This window comes from Candidatus Endolissoclinum faulkneri L2 (genome assembly GCF_000319385.1).
GTDB classification, from domain to species: Bacteria; Pseudomonadota; Alphaproteobacteria; order Thalassobaculales; family Thalassobaculaceae; genus Thalassobaculum; species Thalassobaculum faulkneri.
This window is the reverse complement of the sequence record NC_019566.1, coordinates 1,267,245-1,289,256: the sequence shown is the minus strand read 5'-3', so window position 1 is coordinate 1,289,256 and position 22,012 is coordinate 1,267,245. Positions and strand designations below refer to the sequence as shown.

The window sequence follows — 22,012 nt, the reverse complement described above, 5'->3', positions numbered from 1 at the left end:
CAGTTAGCAAAGATTTTATTATCTTATAACCCGTACGATACTACAGATAATAGACTAGGCGAGTCCAATGCTTATTACTAGACTTGCTAGTAATTTTATGCTGTATTTTTATCAATCGATTGTGTAGTAAAATGCAAAAAGCACAACTACTGTGTGCTTACTGGATACTTTATGCTCTTGCTAGATGCATAAGGAAATTTTAACTACGATAATCAGCATTAATCTCTAAGTACTTGTGAGTTAAATCGCAGGTCCATACTTTGGATCGTCCACGGGCTACTCCTACATCTACTGCAATGTCAATATTTTTATTGTTCATATGATTAGCAACCTTTGACTCATCATAACTTTCTACACGCATTCCATTACTTGCTACTTCAATGCCACCAATAGCAATGCTAAGCTTATCCTGGTTTGCTTTCTCACCAGATTTACCGACTGCCATTACTATGCGGCCCCAGTTAGCGTCTCCTCCAGCAATCGCAGTTTTCACTAGAGGTGAATTAGCTATGGACATAGCGATTCGCTTAGCTGCTAGTGTGGAAGCAGCGCCGGAAACTGCAACGCTAACCAATTTGCTTGCCCCTTCACCATCACTCACGACTTGTATTGCCAGATCATGCAGTAGATCATACAATTGTCTGCGGAAGTCGCGTAAAGCAGGATCTTTTGTAGTACTAATTTTTATATTTTGTGGACCACTTTTGCAGGTAGCAAACATCATTGCCATGTCGTTAGTGGACTGATCACTATCAACGGTTATTAAATTAAAGCTACGCTCTATTCCGCGGGTTAGCAATGTCTTAAGGAAAGATGAGGGTAATTTAGCATCGGTTACAATGAAAGATAGAGTCGTTGCCATATTAGGCGCGATCATACCAGATCCCTTAGCAATTCCGTTAATTTTCACAGCCTCTCCGTGGATAATTGCCGTGCGTGATGCCATTTTTGCAAAAGTATCAGTAGTCATGATGGTAGCTGCTGCAATTTCCCATGCATCATCCACTAGTCCTGCTTGTGCTGCTGGTAGATTCTCAATTATTCGCTCGTAGCGTATGGGTTCGCCTATGACACCAGTAGATGCTATCATGATTTCTTTTGGCTCGCATCTAAGTACTGCTGCCGCTGATTTTGCTGTCTCGGCGCATGCTATTACTCCATGTGCTCCTGTAAAGGAGTTTGCATTACCGGCATTTACTACAAGACCGCGAGCTGTACCGGAAGAAAGATGTTTCCGACACCAATTAATCGAAGGGCTTGACATTTGGTTGGATGTTAAAACGCCTGCGACGGTTGTTCCTGGATCAAAAGCCATCAATAGCATATCACAACGTCCGTCGTAGTATATACGAGCTTTTCGGGAAGCCATTCGGCAACCAGCAATAGGCGTTAAAATCTGTTTTTTATTTGGTGCTAGCGGAGAAACCGGAAGCGGCTTCATGATTATTACTTTCTATTAGTTTTAACAATCTAACGATGATTAATTTATCACTCATGTTCTAGTAATGGTTTACCATTCATATCAAATCGATAAACATTAGACTTTTTGCGTAACGTTTTTAAATGTGAGTAAATTAACTCACTAGTTATATCAGCAGTAAGTTGTTCATGCATTTGATCGAAATTAGGTGTGGTGGCTATGCGTTTATCTTCTAGAAGAATTATATGCCAGCCAAACTGGCTCTTTACTGGTACTTTAGTGTAAGTTCCAGGCTTTAAGGTAAACGCTACATCTGAGAATGCTGGCACCATCTGATCAGCCTGAAACCAACCAAGATCACCACCACGAACGGCTGATGGATCAGTCGATTTCTCAATGGCTAACTTAGCAAAATCAGTACCTTTATTAAGCTCTTTAATAATATTTTTGGCTTCTTTTTCACTTTCCAGCAGGATGTGCCGTGCTTTAATTTCTTGTTTACCAGCCCGATTGGCAATAATTTCTTTATATCGTTTGCGTAGAAGATCATCAGTTACTTTCGAGGCAATGTTCTGAGTCAGATATGCTTCGGTAATAACTCGATCTTTTGCTTCTTTAATTAGCGCCTTTACGTCATCATTTTCTGCTATTCCGCTAGCGAGAGCCTCTCTAGTAATTAGTATATGATCGATTGCTCGATTAAGCATTGGTCTGTAGATAGTTTCTAACGGCAATTTTTGGTACTGTTCCGGCAGATGGTTTCTCATTTTCATCAATTCGCCAAACGTGATCTTTTTATCACCAACACGCGCAACAACAGTGGATAAATCAAGAGACGATTCTTTGGTTGTGCTTGATTTATGGTCTTCCGCGATTACCGATCTACAGACCGCAATATTAAGCAAAATTAAAGCCGCACCGATCGCACGGCGCAGGGAGAACAACATACGAGTGTCCTTTCAAAACTTATGCGCAGGTGTGTGTGCAATATCTAGATTAGCGTAATCCTATTTATGATTAGTGTTAGAAACGTTTTTGATTCCCAGCAAGCATATTTATTGAGCAGAGTTTTATTCGTTCTATCAAATTACCTAAATGGGTAATTATGTATACTACACTTTATGTTAGGTTGTAGTATAATAATTATATCTAATTTAGATTAAAAAGTGAACTCATACATATCAAATTATCTAGCTTTATTCTGCGATTGAATTTGCTGGTAAATATTTGATATATATACGTATTATAATTATTTAGTACTTTTGTTAAATTTTGAACTCTGCACAATATTTAAAGTTAAATAATCTAAGATAGATAGTAATAAAGTAGCAAGAAAAAAATATTATGATGCATTTTATTAACTTTGTTAATAAAAGTTAGCATGATGATCCAAAATACTTACTGTCTAGTAAGCAAAAATTGCTCGCCATGAGCTATAATTTATTTTTTTAGCTTCGTATAAAATCTCAATTACAAACAATTATACTCAGTTTAATTTATTTTAAAATAAAGTAATGCATTAATACGATTAATAGATTTTTTTGATTAGCCACCTGCGTTGACAGAGCATGGTTTCACGCCTAAATTTCTTAGTTGCAGCGCTACATCGGTATTTTACGTATTTTTATCGAGGATTTTTCCATGCTTGGGGGCATTGCTAGGGCAATATTTGGTTCGCAGAATGATCGCATTGTCAAGGGAATGCAAAAGCATATCGATGCAATTAATAATCTTGAGGTAAGTATTGCAAGTTTATCAGATGAAGCTTTACAGAAGAAGACTGCTTTTTTTAGAAAACGTTTAGCTGCCGGCGAAACAGTCGACAATCTTATGGAAGAAGCATTTGCGGTGGTGCGAGAGTCAGCTAAAAGAATTCTTGGGCAACGCCATTTTGATGTTCAAATTTTAGGTGGTATTTTTTTGCATCAGGGTCGAGTTACTGAAATTAAAACCGGAGAAGGTAAAACCCTGGTTGCGACTTTGCCGGCATATTTAAATGCTTTGCCTGCCAGCGGTGTTCATGTGGTGACGGTAAACGATTATTTAGCCCAGCGTGATGCTGCCTGGATGGGTAAAGTCTATAATTTTCTTGGTTTAACAGTTGGCTGTATTGTGCACGATCTTGAGGATCGTGAACGTAAAGCGGCTTATGCTTGCGACATAACATACGGCACTAATAACGAATTTGGTTTTGACTATTTACGAGATAACATGAAGTTTCGACTTGAAGATATGACTCAGCGGGATTTTCATTATGCTCTTGTTGATGAAGTAGATTCGATTTTGATCGACGAGGCTCGTACACCGTTGATTATTTCTGGACCAGCCGAAGACAATTTACAATTATATAGTCAGATTAACGAGTTGATTTTGTATTTAGAAGAAGATCATTATGAAAAAGACGAGAAGCAACGAACAATTATTTTAACTGACAAAGGTACTGACAAGATCGAATTATTGCTTAGTAACGCTGGTATTATACGTATGGGTACGCTGTACGACGTACAAAACATTAGCTTAGTACACCAAGTTAATCAAGCTTTACGAGCTCACAAGCTTTTTTCGCGTGACACGGATTATATTGTAAAAAATAATCGAGTGGTCATTATTGACGAATTTACTGGACGTGCCATGGATGGTCGTCGTTATTCCGATGGTTTGCATCAAGCACTAGAGGCTAAAGAACGAGTTGCTATACAAAATGAAAACCAGACTATGGCCTCAATAACTTTTCAAAACTATTTTCGTCTTTACCCTAAGCTGGCCGGCATGACTGGTACGGCAATGACAGAGGCGTCTGAATTTCAAGAAATTTATCAACTCGAGGTTGTAGCGATTCCCACTAGCGCCCCTGTTGCACGTATTGACGAAGACGATGAAGTTTATCGAACCATTAAAGAAAAATATGAAGCTGTTGTAGAAACGATTGAGAAATGTCGTAATTCTGAACGTCCGGTACTGGTTGGAACCATATCAATCGAAAATTCAGAAGCTGTTTCTAGAATTTTAAAACAGCGCAAAATTCCACATAAAGTTTTGAATGCTCGCTTCCATGAACAAGAGTCTCGTATAATTGCCCAGGCCGGGCGTCCTGGTTCTGTAACTATAGCTACTAATATGGCAGGACGCGGTACTGATATCCAGTTGGGTGGTAATATAGAGATGTGTTTAGTTCAGGCCCTAGAAGGGGTGTATGATGAGTCTGCACGCTTACAAATCGTTGAGAAGGTTACTGCTGAATTTGAAGCAAATAAAAACAAAGCATTAGCAGCAGGTGGTTTATATGTGATTGCTACTGAACGTCATGAGAGTCGGCGTATTGATAACCAGTTACGCGGTCGTTCGGGCCGTCAGGGTGATCCAGGGCGCTCTAAATTTTTCTTGTCCTTGGAAGATGACTTAATGCGTATTTTTGGTTCTGAATTGATTGACGGGATGCTACAAAAGTTTGGCCTGCAAGAAGGGGAGGCAGTTGTTCATCCATGGATTAATAAGGCGTTGGCAAAGGCACAACATAAAGTAGAAGTTCGTAATTTTGAGATCCGTAAGCAACTATTGAAATTTGATGATGTTATGAATGATCAGCGCAAGATAATTTATGAACAACGTAGGGAGATTATGCGCTTGCCTGAAGTACATGAGTTGGTTATCGATATGCGTAACGAAGCTATCGATAATATTGTTAGTCAGGTCATTGAAGAAGGCTCATACTCTCATCAGTGGGATTTTGAATTGTTGTGTAGTGAGGTGCAAAATTTGCTTGGTATAACTCCACCTCTGGTTGAATGGGCTAAGGAAGAATTCATAACTAAGCAAGATATCTTGGAACGCGTTCGTGAATTTTCTAATGCTCATTTGAGTCAGAAGGATATAAATTTTGGCTCTACACTGATGCGAATAGCTGAAAAACAGTTACTATTACATATTTTAGATCAATTGTGGAAGGACCACTTGTTATCGCTTGATTATCTTCGCCAAGGTATAAGCTTAAGAGCTTATGCTCAAAGAGATCCGTTAAATGAATACAAACGCGAAGCATTCTGCTTGTTTGAGAAGATGTTAACTGATTTACGTAGTAACGTAACTTCTACAATTGCACATCTAGAAATCCGCGCACAATCATCAGATGATATTGAAATAATTACTGCAGGCAAAACTGGTATTCATCGCACGAAGAACAATCAATTAATAAATAGTAATGCGATTCGTTCAGTTACTAAAGATAATCATCAGGCAGTATCGCTCACAGATAGGGATAAAATGACGACCTTATTTCCGCACTTACCCATCGATTGGAAAACTTCAGAGCCGAATAGCTCGGCAGTTTGGGGCAATGTTCAACGTAACAAGCGATGTCCGTGTGGGTCTGGAAAGAAATATAAGCACTGCCATGGACGTTTTAACTGATTTATACGAATGTTTGCTCTTTTTTTGTTTGGGATTAAAGTTGATTTTAAAAATCATCTAGAGTTAATAGTAATCAAATTTATAGGCTAGTAAATTTGATTACTATGTGTCCTACAGATTATCTGATTACCCAAGCATTGAGTAATGATAGTGGGTATTAAAGTTCAAGCATTCATTGCATGCTGCAAAGGAATTTTTCCATCTATTTTGATGCTACATTAGGTGCCAACAAAAAGATTTTAGGTAAAACAGTAATGATGGTATAGTGATACTATACCATAAAAGGATGCGTAAGAGCAAATATGCGAATAATAATTTATAGCGGGATCTGTTGTGTTATGCAATGAATATTACCACCTCCAATCAATATTTCGCGTGCTGGTATAGGAATAATTTCTCGATCAGGTAATGCGTCACCGATGATTAGGCATGCGTTATCGTCAGTGCGTGGATCGAGTAGGGGAACTAAAACACGACCATTAGCTAAATAGAAATTTGTGTATGATCCAGCCAATCGATCCCCTGCTTTACGGGATTTATTTCCTGACCCTGATACAATACCACTTGCTTCATGATCTGTCATATGCAGTGGACCTGGCGTAGGCAATTTGATGATGCGGAAAGGATTACCTTGAATATCACGCGTGCTTTCCAGTATAGATAATGCTTTGGCTGAGCGCACATATTGTTTATCACATGGATCGTCAGTCCATGTGATAAAGATTATATTTGGTCCAGCTATGTGTAACAGATTATCGATGTGTCCCGTAGTCTCATCTGCATATATTCCACATGGTAGCCAAATCACTTGACTTGCTCCACTGTAAGATTTTAATATCTCTTCACATAATCTATAGCCTAACCTAGCATTACGACCACTACTAAGCACACACTCTTTGGTAACAAAGATAGTACCTTTTCCATCACTATGGATGCCTCCTCCTTCTTGAATCAATGGTGCGCGATAATGATCCATCTGTTCGTTTTTGGCTACGATACCTGCCACCGCATCATCTGCTTGCCAGTCCTGGTATAAACCATGTTCTGTACCTCCCCAAGCATTGAACATCCAGTCAACTGCTCTCTTAGAACCTTTATTGTTGATTACGACGGTGGGACCAACATCACGCATCCATGCGTCATTACTTTCCATTTCTACTAAGGTGACTGCACTGGGCAATGCAGATTTTGCCCGCGCTAGCCTTCTCGTAGAAACCCCAACTTTTAATGACTCGACAGCGACAATGGCTTGGGCAACAGCAGCAAAAGATTTTTCTGCCGGCACAGCATCGTTGCGCCAATTATCGCTACGCTCAGGCCACAACATCCAAGTTCCAGAATGAGGCTCAAACTCGCCTGGCATCCAGTAATTATCTTCTATTGGAGTACTCTGCAGTAAATTTATTCGTTTCATCTAATAACTTTATTATTTCTTCGCAAGAAACAAAGCTGTTAAGCTATTGTATTTCTTGTATATTAATCAATGACCTTTGTTTCTTGCGAAGAAAGTTAAAATATGCCATTTGTTATAGGCCTCTTATTTATTAATCAAAAAACTATTTTTATTGTTAATTATCTTTCAGAGTTTTGCTACATGAACATGATTTAAGTGATGTCAATAGTTGCAAGCAGTATAATAAAGTATTTTATTTTGGATAATGTACTTTATTTGTGAACAGAAAATGACGTCTCTATAACAGAGAAGCACTCATTTTATAGAGGAGCTTAAAGAGATTTTTTTTTGAAGCTATAAATCTTTAGTAGCTTGAAGCTAGTTATTGTACTAGGGCACTATAAAGCTCCATTGATCTAAAATAGATTATACAATTATAAATATATTGTTAAGGATTTTTATATCTAAATTTCAAAACAAATGAATAATAAATATCTTAGAATATTACAAAGATAATAATAATTACTAAATTTATCGAGCGGCTTAGGTAGCTTCAATTTATCAGGCACTATTAGCAATGGTAATATATGAAGTTAATGATATATCGATCTAATACCCAATCGCATTTGAAATAAGACTAAAGCAGATACTATTTTATCTTTGCATAAAGACTTATGATCAAAAGCAATGATATTTTATCGAGTAAATAATCTATGCAATTCATCGTCATTTTTATACTAAACGAATACTGAAAATTAACGTTAACTCTTACTTAATTCAACTAACATTCGATGTTATCAAAAAGATAATGTTGTTTAATCTGCATATTTATATAAGAATAATATCGAAAATTGTCTGATCCATAGCAAACTATATATTACCATTCAGGTAAATAATTAACCAATGCAAGTGTATTACTGTCATTATTAAAACAAAATAAAATTGATCTTTCTTTTTTAATTTAAAGTAATTTAATTTAAATAATAAGTTATAGTACAAGATATAATCAATAATGTAGTTAAGAAAGCATCTTGCACTTTAATTTACTATTCTTAAAAAGAGTACTTTTACTACTAATGCTAGTCGCATTTTGATAAATCAATTTATTTAAGCAAAACTTAGCTATATGCTATCGCATTTTAATCACTATAGATCAAATGGATAAATGACAATTTCATATTTGTTTTTTTATTTTTAAGTATTGCAATTAAAACATTTTGATTGATTTAACTGCCAAATTAAAAATTAATACGATGCTAAAATTTAGCATTTGCCTTGGCAAGGCCGGTAATTGAATTTGCATTATATTTTAGATATTGCTATGTAATTAGGTAATATTTAAGAAATAATTTCATTATCTTAAATTGTGCTATATTTATCTAAATACTATAGTCAATTATAATTGATATTTATTTCGATTAATTTGATCATATTAATTTTTATTTTTGCTAATTTATACTATAAGTGAATTAGCATTGATCCTATTTTCAATTGTGTTTCACGAATTTTATCAAAATTAATACTTAGCAAAAGTTAAGTATATAATTACTTGTTTTCTTTATTGCGTGTTTTTTGGATTATGAGTAATTTTATTTATCTAAAGCTATATTAAGTTAATAATAGGCTTTTTAATTTTTATTTATACCTGAAGATTAATTTCAATAATATTATTGTGCAATAAATTACCATAACGTTAGCCATACTTTTATTAAACCATATTGGTATTGTAGTTGAATTATTTTTTTCCTAAAAATGCTTAATTATTTTAGAAAATAATACTAAGACAAAAGATGGTTAAGCTAACGCCTTATCATGTTAGATTATTGTGGTTTGATGTTATAAAATTGATTAATAATTCAATGATATTTTTTGCATTTTATTTTTTAAAATTTATACGTAATAATAAATTATTTCTATGTTATGATGAGTTTTTTATGAAAAATTCTACTTTGCTAATAAAAATCAGCTTATAATTCGCAATTATCGGCCAAGATTAAACAAAATAAATCCCTATTACTTAATCAAGTAATTGTTAAAATAAATTAATACCAATAGCATTTTTTAATTAAAAAATATAAAATATGTTTTATTAAAACTAAAATCAAAAAGCATTTTTACATTCTTCAGTAAAAGATTAATTATTAGATATGATTTTTATTTTATTCTGTTTAATTTTAACTAGCTAAAGTTGCCTTAAAAGGCAATATATTAATTTAATGACAATACTAAGTGTGCTATACAGCTTGCCTATAAAAATTTATTACTTTAAGCAATTTATCTTTTGCAAAGAACAATCTAGATGAAAGAAAAATATGTCATTTTTTAACGCTATATTTATTAAAATAAATAAATTTTATAAAAAAATGTTAGTACATCAAATCATGCCTTTTACTAATTTAGTAATCATCAGCTAAGTTTATGCTGAAATCTATTGTTCGTAGTTATATTGGTTATACTATTTTAACTAAAGTTACACGTGCTTATATTCGCATGCTTTTCGCAACGATTAACATTGAACGATACATAGATCAAAAATCTGACGCTATTATCACTAGTGGCGAACCTTTTTTAGTGATTTTTTGGCACAATCGTCTTGGTTTAATTCCTAGTAGTTGGCCACGTGGTAAGCCGCTAGCGATGCTACACTCATCCCACTCTGATGGTCGTATGATAAGTGAAGCAATGTCGGATTTTATTACTTTACCGATTGAGGGCTCAACCAGACGTAAGCCTATGAATGCTCTGCGTGGTATGTTGCGTGCTTTGAAAAAGGGCTATCCGGTAGCAATTACTCCTGATGGACCACGCGGACCTCGTATGAGATGCCAGCCTGGCGTAATTGAGGTGGCACGATATACAGGCATTCCAGTACTTCCATTTACTTGTAGCTTGCGCCCGTGTATACAAATTGCTTCATGGGATCGATTTTTATTTCCTCTACCATTTACCAATGGGGTAGTTATGATTGGTGCACCGATTCATCTTACTAAAGAAGATAATCGAGAACAAGCACGCCTTTTAGTCGAAGGAATACTAACCAATGTGACAAATGCGGCAGACCATTATTTGGGGATGGAACCTACAGCACCGGATCCTCCACAACAGGGTGTATCGACGTGATTTTACAAATATACAAAGCGATTGCTACATTGTTAGGATTATTTCTTGATGTTTATTTTAGATTAAAAGTATTGCAAGGAAAGGAGAATAAAGCTCGTTTAGAAGAGCGACGCGGTATAGCTACTCAATCCCGTCCATCAGGCAGATTGATCTGGTTGCACGCCGTCAGTGTAGGCGAGGCGGCTGCGCTGCTTGCTTTAATTAAAATTCTGCATGATACTAAGCCATGGGTTACTTTGTTACTCACTACTAGCACTGTTACTTCAGGTAATTTTATCTGTAAATTATTACCTGAAGGGGTGATTCATCAGTTTATACCAATCGATCGACTGGCTTGGGTGGAGCGATTTCTTGATTATTGGCGGCCAGATTTAGCTATTTGGATGGAGTCAGATTTGTGGCCAACTATGGTGAGTGAAGCTGATAGACGCGGCATCCATATGGTTATTGTTTCAGGTAGATTGTCTTTTGGCACATTTCAACGCTGGAAAAGTATAGGTAATCTAGCCAAGCCTTTGTTTGGCGCATTTGACCTGGTGCTCGCTGCTAATCATGAGCAAGTAAAACGTTTCCTTGCCTTGGGTTGTGTTGATGTACGCTATGTGGGTAATTTAAAAGATTCCATTGTTCCTCCAAAAGTAGATATAAAAATTGCTACAACATTGCGAAACGCTATTGCTGGTCGTCCGGTTTGGCTTGCTGCTAGCACTCATCGAGGAGAGGATGCGATCGTTTTTGATGCTCATGCTCAGATCGTTAAGAGTAAACCAAACTTGCTAACAGTGATTGTGCCACGCCACACAAATCGAAGCGATGAGATTGCTTGTATGGCGGAAAGAAATGGATTAAGCCTAGCTCGTCGTTCCGCTAATCAGCCAATAAAAGAAAGAACTTCTGTATACTTAGCTGATACGATGGGCGAGATTGCTATTTTCTACAGTGTGATACCAATTACTTTTTTAGCTGGCTCTATGGTAAAAGTAGGTGGTCATAATCCGATGGAAGCGTCCTATTGCGGTACTGCACTAATATTCGGTCCACTTATAGCGAATAATCGTGAATCTGCTGATGCTCTTCTTGCAGCTGGCGGGGCACGAGAGGTTAATGATGCTGGTAGCTTAGCTAAAACGGTTAGAGATTTACTAGACGATCCAGTAACAACAAGTAAAATGGGGGCATGTGCGCGAAGAGTCGCTATGGCGAGAGCTATTAAAATTAATTTTATTTTGGAGGCATTAGAACCAATGCTTCCCGAGAAACCCATGTGATTTCACCTAGGTTTTGGCAAAACGGTGGTTGGCTAACGTTGACTCTGATACCGATTAGCTGGCTTTGGAGATTAGTTACCGATATTCGCAAAGCGATAACGAAACCGTATCGTTCGAGTTTGCCACTAATTTGCGTAGGTAATGCTATAGTAGGCGGTGCTGGTAAAACACCAACTGTGTTAGCCATTGCTAATAAGTTGATTGATGACGGCAAGCGAGTTGGATTATTGTCACGGGGCTATGGTGGACGATATGCTGGAACTTTACATGTTGACTTAACTGTGCATACATTCGCTGATGTAGGGGACGAGTCTATCTTGTTGACTGAAATAGCTCCAACGGTTGTTGCACGTCGTTTGGCTGATGGTGCTAGATTGTTGGAGAATAGTGACTGTGATGTTATTATTATGGACGATGGTTTGCAGAATCCTTCTGTAGTACCAACTATCTCTTTACTTGTAGTTGATGCTGTTATTGGAATCGGAAATGGTCAAATAATTCCTTCTGGGCCTTTGCGCGAGCCATGGAACGATTCTTTACAAAAAGCGCATGCTGTATTATTGATAGGCGAGGATCGTAAGGAAATTAAATCACTGATTGGCGATCAACATTTAATATTACATGGAGCGTTAGAGCCATCTCCTGCTGCTTTGTCTTTACGCAACCGTCGTGTATTAGGATTTGCAGGAATTGGTAGACCGGATAAATTCCATGAAACTCTAATAGAAATTGGCGCTAAGGTGATTGGGTTTCGTTCTTTTGCTGATCATCATCCCTATAGATCATCTGAGTTGATTGAGCTAGTAGAACAAGCGGTTTTTGAAGATGCAATTTTAGTGACTACATCGAAAGATGCTACGCGCTTACCACTATGGTTTCGAATAAATGTCACCGTGGTGGAAATATCCCTTGTTTGGAGCGATCCTACAGCGTTTAGCGTATTTTTGAATCGTATGTTATCTTTTTAAAACTACTATTTATTATTGATAGTTATGATAAATAATTAATAGATATTTGATTATCAATACACTCTCCAATAGTACAAGGTAATTATTATAACTATTTCCTTAGAGGAAGTGAGATGTGATTTTTTGTTTAATGGCCGATTGGCTTATTTATCTTCTTATAGAATGCAACATATTAAATATCATTGATATAATCACAAAATTCAGTAGATATCTAGTTTTCTTTGATCGCAAAATCGTAATTAACTTCATTTCACAAGTTGAAACTAACAATCAAAAGGATTACGGAATAGCATAATTATTTATTTTAATTAAAAATTAGCTAATTTTTTCATTTGTTTTATCATTCCATTTAGTATAATGATTTAATATCAAGCAGTTTATAAATTTTGCCAAAAAAAAATAATACATGAATATAAAATGTTAGCTCTATCAATTTTATACAATAAATATTTGAATTTACCTTGTGTTAATTATGCAGAAAGAATAACTTTTAGTTAAGGTATATTCATTGATCAAAAATTTTAGTTTTATTATTCTAGATTGATATTATTAAAGTATAATAATACAATTATACTTTAATAATTAGTTTAACTAACTGAATAAATGGAGTTTAGGAATTAAAATTAGATGTATTTTATTTTGTCTAATGTTAGAGAGAATACCTCTAATCTATAGCTTGGTACCTTTGTGCTTTTATAAAAAATATTAACCAAATATTAAAGGTTTCTTTGTCGAAGAGAAAATATACAATACATTATATATGCTTTAGGATAAGAAAATATTAATAATGTTAATTAGATAAGTAAAATATTTCACAGTTAATAATTTACTTTAAGTAAACAAGCGTCAATCTTATTAATTAACCGTAATATAGACTAGCCTATTATTCTAGTCTTATAATATCAAACGTTGATTTGATCAAACTAAAAAAATTTTATAAAAAGTATTTTATCGTTTAAACTCACAATCGGGAAATAACCCATTTTATTTTCAATACTTATTATCTTCTAGGTAAAATTTATGAGTGTATAAAGCTATACAATAAAAATAATTATTTTCCTTATTGTAGACAGAAGTAATAATGCATTAGTCTTATAGAGATATGGAAAGGTATGTTATAAAATAAGAAAACCTTGTTTAGCTTAGTTACGCTAGTTTTTTTTTGAACAATTCATTTTATTTATTATTTTTAATCAATTACTTTACTTGTTTTTATTAACAACAGGCTCAAAAGTTAATATAATATTTTTCTATTTAATTTAAATATATTTTACTAACTAAATTAGCATTGATTTTAGCGGAATTTATTGTTTGGTTTATTATATATTATACAATCTTTCATTTTAGTATTTCAAATAGTAAAGAATTCCTCTAAGAAATTTTTAAATTAATTAATTGCTGTTGATTTGCATCAACAATTGTATTTTGATACTTATTGCAATCGCTTCTTTTACCTAATTCACTGGACATAAAATTATAAACAATTATATAAATTTATGTCCTCTTATTAAAAATTTATTGATTAGGATTGACATGCTAATTATTGGCGCAAATCTAGAATATAGTTTAATTTTTAAAACTAAAGTATAGTGTGATATAATAATTTATTGATCATACTATCTTAGTAAAAATATTTAATAGTTATTTAAATATCTTATCTTTATATTATTAATTAGCTTACCATTTTAGGTAGTTTTTAGTATATGATAAGCTATTAATTTTTTAATTAAGTGCTTAATTGTGAATCAATTTAAAATGTTTTTAGCTATTATTAATTGTTATATGTTGTAAGAATTAATTATATTATATCTTAAGCTTACTATTTGACTTAGCGATTAGATTATTTTTAAGCCAGGCTAGCTTCCGCAAATACCTAAAGATTAATATGAGAAAATTGTAGATATATTACTTTTTTTAAACTAAACATTTTATTCTAAACTATTCTATTTTTGTAGTTTGACAACGACTGTTGAATTTAGTTTATGTCAAAATATATTTAAGACTAATATATTAAATAGGGATAACGAATGTTAAGCAAGAATTATTATGGGTTTTATGACTGCTTATGAAAATAAATAAAAACTATGCTTAGATTTTTAACCAGCAGATATGGATACACCTAGCATAATTGCTAAGAAATCCAATACTGCATAAACAAAATTTATTTCCTGATCTACACAACAAAAGCATGAAGCTTTGTATTCCATGCTTTCTTAAATTGTAATTTCAGCAAGAATAATAGCCGCCGTAGCTTTGGAGAGCGTTTTGCTTATTTGAGTATTGCCGTAACTAAAATATACAAAATATTAATACTGCGCATAATATAATATTTTACAAATTAAGTATATAACAATACAAGTTAAATACTATTTAACATTAAACCAAATGAGTATTTTTAAAAGGCTAGCTTTGTTATAAATTGATTAAATAACAGTAAAGGACTATTAATTTTCTAGAAAGAAAAATAATCCTTAAAAATACTTAAGTTAGCGAAAGCCCTGTGCGTAGTTATATAATGAATGATTTTATGCTCGTTATTTGTTAAGCATGACATTATTTAGAGTAAGCAAATTTTTATGTCTTATAGAGCCAGATCAGCCATCCACTTCCAAATAAGATACGGTAAATTACGAATGGAAAAAAGCTTGCGCACTTTAACCAATTCATCATTAGTGTGATTGATATCAGAGCAGCAAAAAATGATAATCCACCAGCTAGACATGCATCGATAGTAAGCTGAAGATCATTATAATTGTATAAGTCTAAACTAATTGCTGTTCCTGCAGCAAGAATTGTTGGAATTCCTATTAACATTGAAAAACGAGTTGCTTCTTGTCGTTCGTAACCCAGCGCCCGGGATACTGTTATAGTTATGCCAGAACGACTGGTGCCTGGAATCAGGGCGAGTACCTGGGCAAACCCGATAATGAGAGCATCTCTGTAGGACATATGTTCAATTCGTCGGCTTGTCATACCAAAACGATCGACAACTCCGAGTAAAATGCCAAAGCCAAGAGTTGCCCAAGCAACTATCTTTGGAGAGCGAATAATATCATCTATATAATACTTCACAACAGAACCAACGCAAATAACAGATATGCTTGCTAAAATTATTTGCATAGTTAGGCGAAAGTCCGGATCTCGATATCCTCGTACGCTACCGAGGATGATTCGACTGATATAGCGCCATAGATATAGGCAAACAGCCAATAAGGTGCCCATATGAACCGCTACATCAATTATCATTCCTTGATCACTAGTGCCAAGTATAGTTGGTATCATTATTAAGTGACCGGAAGAGCTTATAGGAAGAAATTCAGTAACACCCTGAATTAGTGCTATGAAAATTATATGATCAATAGACACTCAACTTTCTCCGGTTGTCTAAATTTAAATTACAAAAACCCTACAATAATTAGTTTTAAAATTATAAAAATTTTTTAATTTTAAAACTATCTTTTTGATACATTATAATGCTGTATAAGTTATACATTATTTAATAAATACTATTATAGAGCAGGAAGATGATCAATAAGTGTAAAGACATTATTGATAGCAAATTACTTAAGCCTAGCTTGGAAAACAAGTACTTATTAAATAAAAGAAGATTTGTTAAGATTTTAGTCAATAAAACCTAGTCTTGAATACGCCAGTTTGTATTATTGAGTAATAAAAATATTTTGTTGTATACAAAGCCGATGATAGCTAACTAAATTCGCTTTCCTAAAATATTTTACTTCTTAGTAAGGATGATAAAAGAATATTCCCCTTATCCTTAAAAAGATAAGGAGAATATTTCACTATATCTTATAGTAGATTAATCATATTTTTATGTTATAGCTAATGTCATTTTAAATATTATTGTATAATAAGTTAGATATCTTCTAGATTATATCTATTTGCATTTACTATTCATTAAAAAATTGATTCTGATGTAATATATTAGATATTAATACTTGTTTTAGTTATACAACTTGATACCTAATGAATAAATAAGAAAAATAATATTATATAAAGCAGACAACAGCTATTTGGTTTGCTAAAAACTTAATTAAAGAACTTGATTATAAAAGGTTTGCAAAAATTAATTCATTAGCAGTGAATATCAATTCACTGATTTGCTTATAAAATAAGATCTAAGATTCCCACCATAACTATAAATAATTTGTTTATCAAATAGATTAAGTCGCAGCTATTTAAATATACTAGCTAATAATTAGCACTTGATATAGCTTATAAATTACTACCAATTAATAATTTTACTTTATATTGTCTTTTTAAATTATTTTAAATAAAGATAATAACTGCTTTAAACACATTGATAGGTATAATATTCATTATATAAGTAAAGTTAATTATTTTCTTGCGTGTTTTCCTAAAAATAACATTAATCTAATTTCATAGACTAATGTTAGCATTCAAAGAAACTGCGTAATTTTTTAGATCGCGATGGATGTTTAAGTTTGCGTAGTGCTTTAGCCTCAATCTGACGAATTCGTTCACGAGTTACGCTAAATTGTTGTCCGACTTCTTCTAGAGTGTGGTCGGTATTCATTCCTATGCCAAATCTCATACGTAATACACGTTCTTCACGCGGAGTTAAGCTAGATAATATTCGCGTGGTTGTTTCACGTAAATTGGTTTGTATAGCAGCATCTAGCGGCTGTATAACGTTTTTATCTTCGATGAATTCGCCTAAATTGCTATCTTCCTCATCGCCAATTGGTGTTTCTAAGCTGATAGGCTCTTTAGAAATTTTTAGTACTTTACGAACTTTATCCAGTGGCATTAATAATTTTTCCGCTAACTCTTCTGGAGTTGGCTCGCGACCTATTTCTGGAAGCATTTGTCGTGAGGTGCGAAGTAACTTATTAATAGTTTCAATCATATGTACAGGAATTCTAATGGTGCGAGCTTGATCAGCAATCGAGCGAGTGATAGCTTGTCTAATCCACCAGGTAGCGTAAGTAGAAAATTTATATCCCCGACGGTATTCGAACTTGTCAACTGCTTTCATTAGGCCGATATTTCCTTCTTGAATAAGGTCTAAAAATTGAAGACCGCGATTAGTATATTTCTTCGCGATAGAAATAACGAGGCGTAGATTAGCTTCAACCATATCTTTCTTTGCTCTCGCCGCTTCACGTTCACCTTTTTGCACTGTCTGCACAATGCGACGAAACTCGCTAATAGGTAGTCCTGCGTCAGAGGAAATTTTTGCTAAATTCAAACGATGTTTTTCGATCTGATTACTATAATTTTTAAAAAAATGTTTCCAGCTTTCACTTTTTTTCGCAACTCGTTCAGCCCATCCAGGTTCTAATTCTTTGCCAAAATGTTCTTCCATAAATGATTTACGAGATACATTGACACTGTCGGCCATGCGCCAAAGTTGCGTATCTGCTTGAATCATATTACGATTTAATGAGTATAACTGTTCTACAATAGCATCGATTCTGCTATTGGTCAGACGTACGCTTTCCATAGCTTTGATTAGGTCTCTTTTAAGTTTGTCGTACTTACGTTCAGTTGCCCTAGCAAGCTGTTCGCCACGAGTCAATTTATCAATTCGACGCTTTTGCATTTTTGCAAGCTTACTGTAAGTATTAGCAATATTATCAAATTTTTCTAATACTTGTGGAATTAGTTGTTCCTCCATTACTGATAAAGATATATTGTTTTCTTCACTATCGTCAGAGTATTCATCTTCTTCTTTATTATTAGCACGTTTATCTTTTTCAGAATTATTTTCATTTTTTTTGTCGTTTCCATCCAAGGATGGATCTGGGGTAGCATGTTCTACACCATAAGTAGCTTCCAGATCGATGACGTCGCGTAATAGGATAGTTCCGTCTTTAAGTTGGTCACGCCAGTGTACAAGTGCACGGATAGTTAGCGGACTTTCGCAGATACCGCCAATCATCATCTCAAGACTAGTCTCGATCCGTTTAGCAATAGCTATTTCGCCATCGCGAGACAATAGGCCAACCGAACCCATTTCGCGTAAGTACATGCGCATTGGATCGTCGGTACGTCTGACATCCTCATCAGAAACATTTCCAGTAAATGTATTTTCTTTATCAACTTCTTCTTCCCTTTCAGGATTATATTCGTTATCAACAAAATTAATACCCATTTCATTTAGTGCGCTAATTACATCCTCGATTTGCTCTGAGGATAGATCTTCTTGTGGTAAGGCAGAATTTAACTCAGCATAAGTTAAGCATCCCCGCTCTTTGCTTTTTTTAATAAGATTATTAATTAGTTGGCTGATGCTACTCAGTAGCAAACTATTTGGCGCAGCATCATTGTCGCGGGTATCTTGGTCGTTTTGGGATGCCGCTGCTGTTTTAGTCGCCATAAGCTGTTGACCTCGCATTAATTGTCAAATTGAACTTTGCTCCCGCAGACAATATTTTTAAACTATTAAGTGTATAGTCAAAGCTGTGTAATACGCTGGAAATAATCTGTTATAAGCATATTCCGCTCCAACGCATTTGCGACCATAAAGTTAGATGTGCGTACGCTATAGATTCGTCAATCTATATTCCGATTGTGTCGATTGTACCTATTTCATCATGATCCACCGCATGAATATTATTTATTAAATTAATTCTGGTTGCTCGAAGAGACATAATAATTTCTAGTGTATTATTATTAATATCTTGACTATTCTTCTTAATAAGAGAATCTATTTTTTGCTCGATTTTTTTAATTTTATTTTTCATTAATAAAACAAAAAGAGCTTTTCCCGCAAACTCTGCGTTGTAATTTTGATCACAAAATGGAAATATTTTTTTTACATTTTTACTCACAATAATTTTATTTGTAAAATTTACCTTTAAAAAAAATTTTAGAGATTCAAATGCTGCTTCTGGATAATTTCTCACGAAGCTAAAGATAGCATGACGGGCATTTTCGTGTATTGGATCAATAAAATTTTCATATTCGATACATTCACCAAATCTATCGAGTAAAGATGGATGAGCTGCAATAATCGAAATTATTAATTGTTCTCTTCTAATTTCGGAAGATGATACCGTAAAATCTTTACGAGACTTGAATGATTTATTGATTAAGAGTTTTTTGTGATTTTTTTTGTTAAAAATTCTTTGATTAAGAGAGTGGTTTTTTCCACTTATGCTATGATTATGCATATATTTTTTAGTTGATCGTGAATATAATTCTTTAGTAGATTTTTGAATGTCGTGATATTGGCAATCAACATTATCAAATAGCTCGCTATTTTTTTTTCGAAAAAAATTATGATATTCACAACGTATATATTTATCCGATATATTATTGATTTTTAGATCAATGTCTTGTTTAAATTTAGCTTTGCTCTCTGGGGTTTGCAGGTCAGACAAAAATAACTCATTGTCCCATATAAATTCTGCTAGCCCGCGAGCAGCAGCTAGGAATTCATGTAGCACTTCTTTGCCATAGAGCCTAATCAAATCGGCTGGATCTTGTCCATGTGGCAAAGTTACAAAGCGTAAGGATTGGCCGGGCTTTAGTAACGGTAATGCACGATCGCAAACGCGTAGCGCAGCTCTATAGCCAGCTTTATCTCCATCAAAGCATATGAAAGGTTCTGCCGTGATTTGCCATAAATCTATGAGCTGATATTTGCTTAGTGTATTGCCAAGTGGAGATACAGCTGGAAGACCAGCTTGATTTAGAGAGAGAACGTCCAAGTAACCTTCAGTAACAATTATCTTGCCAAACTTTGAGATTAAATTACGCGCTTGACTGATACCATAAAGCATTTGGGCTTTGTTGAACAAATGAGTTTCGGGTGAGTTTAAGTATTTTGGTTGGTTGTCACCTAAAACTCTTCCGCCAAAAGCAATAACATTGCAATGCCGGTCGATTATCGGGAAAACAATCCTGTTTCGCATATAATCGACCATCAAACTAGAATTTTTCTTTTCTTTATAGTGTTTTACTAAACCTGCTTCTATCAGAATTTCATTCTTCACACCCTCATATTTCATTACATGCTGTAATGCATTGCGATATCCTGGAGCCCAACCGATACGAAAATTCTTTATAGTTTCATTGGTTATACCGCGTTTCATTAAATAATTACGGCCAGCTTCTCCAGCGTTTGTGTGAAGTTGTTGTTCGTACCAGCTACAAGCAATATCCATTATCGATTGAATGGATTTGCGACGTTCGATGTGATGCCGGCTTTCTGATCTTGAGTTCGGTATGCAGATTCCCGCTATGCTAGCAAGCTGTTCAACGGCTTCCATAAATTTTATGCCATTGGTTTCCATAAGAAATTTAAATATGTCTCCGTGCGCTCCGCAGGCAAAACAGTGATAAAAACCCTTGTCATCAACTACAGAGAGCGATGGTTTATTATCGTTATGAAATGGACATAGCGCTATGAATTCACGGCCGTTTCGTTTTAGCTTACATTTCCGGCTAATTATGCTGGATATTGTTAAGCGATTACGTAGTTCTTCAATGAAATGCGGAGGAAGCGACATGGTATTATAGTACTACTTTGCATATCAAAACATGAAATCACAATTATACATATAGTTTTGCTATAATCGTGAGGGTAATTGCAATAGGTCATTATATTAGTCATTTTCTTCTTAATTTATGGTAGGTCTTAAAGGTGCCTTTATGCAGCTAGATTGTTCATTTTAGATTTCTTAGATGCATTGAATAATTAATAGATGCAAGAAATATTACTTTGCTATAAGTTTTTATAGTTTTTTGTATAAAACAAATAAAGTAAGCGTATAATACATTATATCTTAAGTTAAATTAGTCAGCTAATAACATTAAATATTATTGTCTATAGTATACGCTAAATATTTATTACATTAATTAATTTTTGATATTTATATATTAATAATATGTATAATTTATATTGTACGTATAATAAAGGCTGTCATATATTTTCTTTTTCTATAATATTATTTATATTTAGATAATTCTTTTGTGTAATTCAAAATTCCATTGGAGTTGTTTAATAAAAACAGATCATCGCTATTACGAATGTTAATCACCCTTATTAGTTAGATTTTTTTCGAAGAAAAGCTATCATATTTTTAGCAAATTGCGTTTGTATTTAACTAACATTTTATTGATAATTCAATAGATCAATATCCAGGGAATGCGAGTTAGTCAATGTAAAACAAGAGCAATTTGCTTGCCTATTAATCTACTCATTATGCGTAGAAGCAATTTTTTAAACATAAGACCTGATTACAACGGAATGAAAAAAATTGCTAAACTTAGATAAAAGTAAATGATTTTTATAATGTTCTATTTGCTTGTCTGACTATTTAAGTTTTATCATCAGTTTTCCGATAATACTATTTGCAAAAGGCCTTTAAGCTAATAGCTAAATGGTAGCTAGTTATTACATAGGAGATTTAAAGTTTATCGTTAATAAAGTATAAATTATCATCTT

Annotated in this window: 10 protein-coding genes; 4 read left to right on the top strand and 6 right to left on the bottom strand. The window is 34.0% G+C overall.

Annotation, left to right across the window (positions count from 1 at the left end; all coding sequences use genetic code 11):
* Positions 1–199 precede the first annotated feature (199 nt).
* Entirely contained in the window at positions 200–1,441 is a 1,242-nt protein-coding gene (argJ, locus tag A1OE_RS03705) for a bifunctional glutamate N-acetyltransferase/amino-acid acetyltransferase ArgJ (RefSeq protein WP_015089084.1), read from the bottom strand.
* A 47-nt stretch (positions 1,442–1,488) separates the two neighbouring features.
* Positions 1,489–2,367: a peptidylprolyl isomerase gene (locus A1OE_RS03700; protein ID WP_015089083.1), complete on the bottom strand. Its 879-nt coding sequence runs from the start codon at positions 2,365–2,367 to the stop codon at positions 1,489–1,491.
* 694 nt (positions 2,368–3,061) lie between these two features.
* On the opposite strand from A1OE_RS03700, the gene secA reads away from it, so the two are divergent.
* Positions 3,062–5,827 (top strand): preprotein translocase subunit SecA, encoded by a 2,766-nt coding sequence (gene secA, locus A1OE_RS03695; RefSeq protein WP_015089081.1) that lies wholly within the window; start codon positions 3,062–3,064, stop codon positions 5,825–5,827.
* Between the two features lie 316 nt (positions 5,828–6,143).
* On the opposite strand, the gene aguA is transcribed toward secA, so the two are convergent.
* Positions 6,144–7,241 (bottom strand): agmatine deiminase, encoded by a 1,098-nt coding sequence (gene aguA, locus A1OE_RS03690; protein WP_015089080.1) that lies wholly within the window; start codon positions 7,239–7,241, stop codon positions 6,144–6,146.
* A gap of 2,397 nt (positions 7,242–9,638) precedes the next feature.
* Between aguA and A1OE_RS03685 the strand changes: the two genes are divergently transcribed.
* From A1OE_RS03685 to lpxK, 3 genes are read left to right on the top strand one after another with little or no spacing between them, the layout of a single operon-like run.
* Positions 9,639–10,340, top strand: a complete 702-nt coding sequence (locus A1OE_RS03685; RefSeq protein WP_015089075.1) for a lysophospholipid acyltransferase family protein — start codon at positions 9,639–9,641, stop codon at positions 10,338–10,340.
* A complete protein-coding gene (locus A1OE_RS03680; RefSeq protein WP_015089074.1) occupies positions 10,337–11,608 on the top strand; it encodes a 3-deoxy-D-manno-octulosonic acid transferase in 1,272 nt (423 codons plus the stop codon). Before A1OE_RS03685 ends, A1OE_RS03680 begins: the two co-directional genes overlap by 4 nt.
* The gene (lpxK, locus tag A1OE_RS03675; RefSeq protein WP_015089073.1) at positions 11,605–12,576 is read left to right on the top strand and encodes a tetraacyldisaccharide 4'-kinase; all 972 of its coding nucleotides are present in this window, start codon (positions 11,605–11,607) and stop codon (positions 12,574–12,576) included. The genes A1OE_RS03680 and lpxK overlap by 4 nt, the downstream gene beginning before the upstream one ends.
* A 2,574-nt stretch (positions 12,577–15,150) precedes the next feature.
* Here lpxK and A1OE_RS03670 read toward each other — a convergent pair.
* The 3 genes from A1OE_RS03670 to dnaG all read right to left on the bottom strand — a co-directional run bounded on the left by A1OE_RS03670 (position 15,151) and on the right by dnaG (position 21,074).
* Entirely contained in the window at positions 15,151–15,942 is a 792-nt protein-coding gene (locus A1OE_RS03670; protein WP_015089071.1) for an undecaprenyl-diphosphate phosphatase, read from the bottom strand.
* Positions 15,943–16,987: 1,045 nt separating this feature from the next.
* Positions 16,988–18,937, bottom strand: a complete 1,950-nt coding sequence (gene rpoD / locus A1OE_RS03665) for an RNA polymerase sigma factor RpoD (RefSeq protein ID WP_015089069.1) — start codon at positions 18,935–18,937, stop codon at positions 16,988–16,990.
* 181 nt (positions 18,938–19,118) lie between these two features.
* A complete protein-coding gene (gene dnaG / locus A1OE_RS04170; protein ID WP_015089068.1) occupies positions 19,119–21,074 on the bottom strand; it encodes a DNA primase in 1,956 nt (651 codons plus the stop codon).
* Positions 21,075–22,012: the final 938 nt, after the last annotated feature.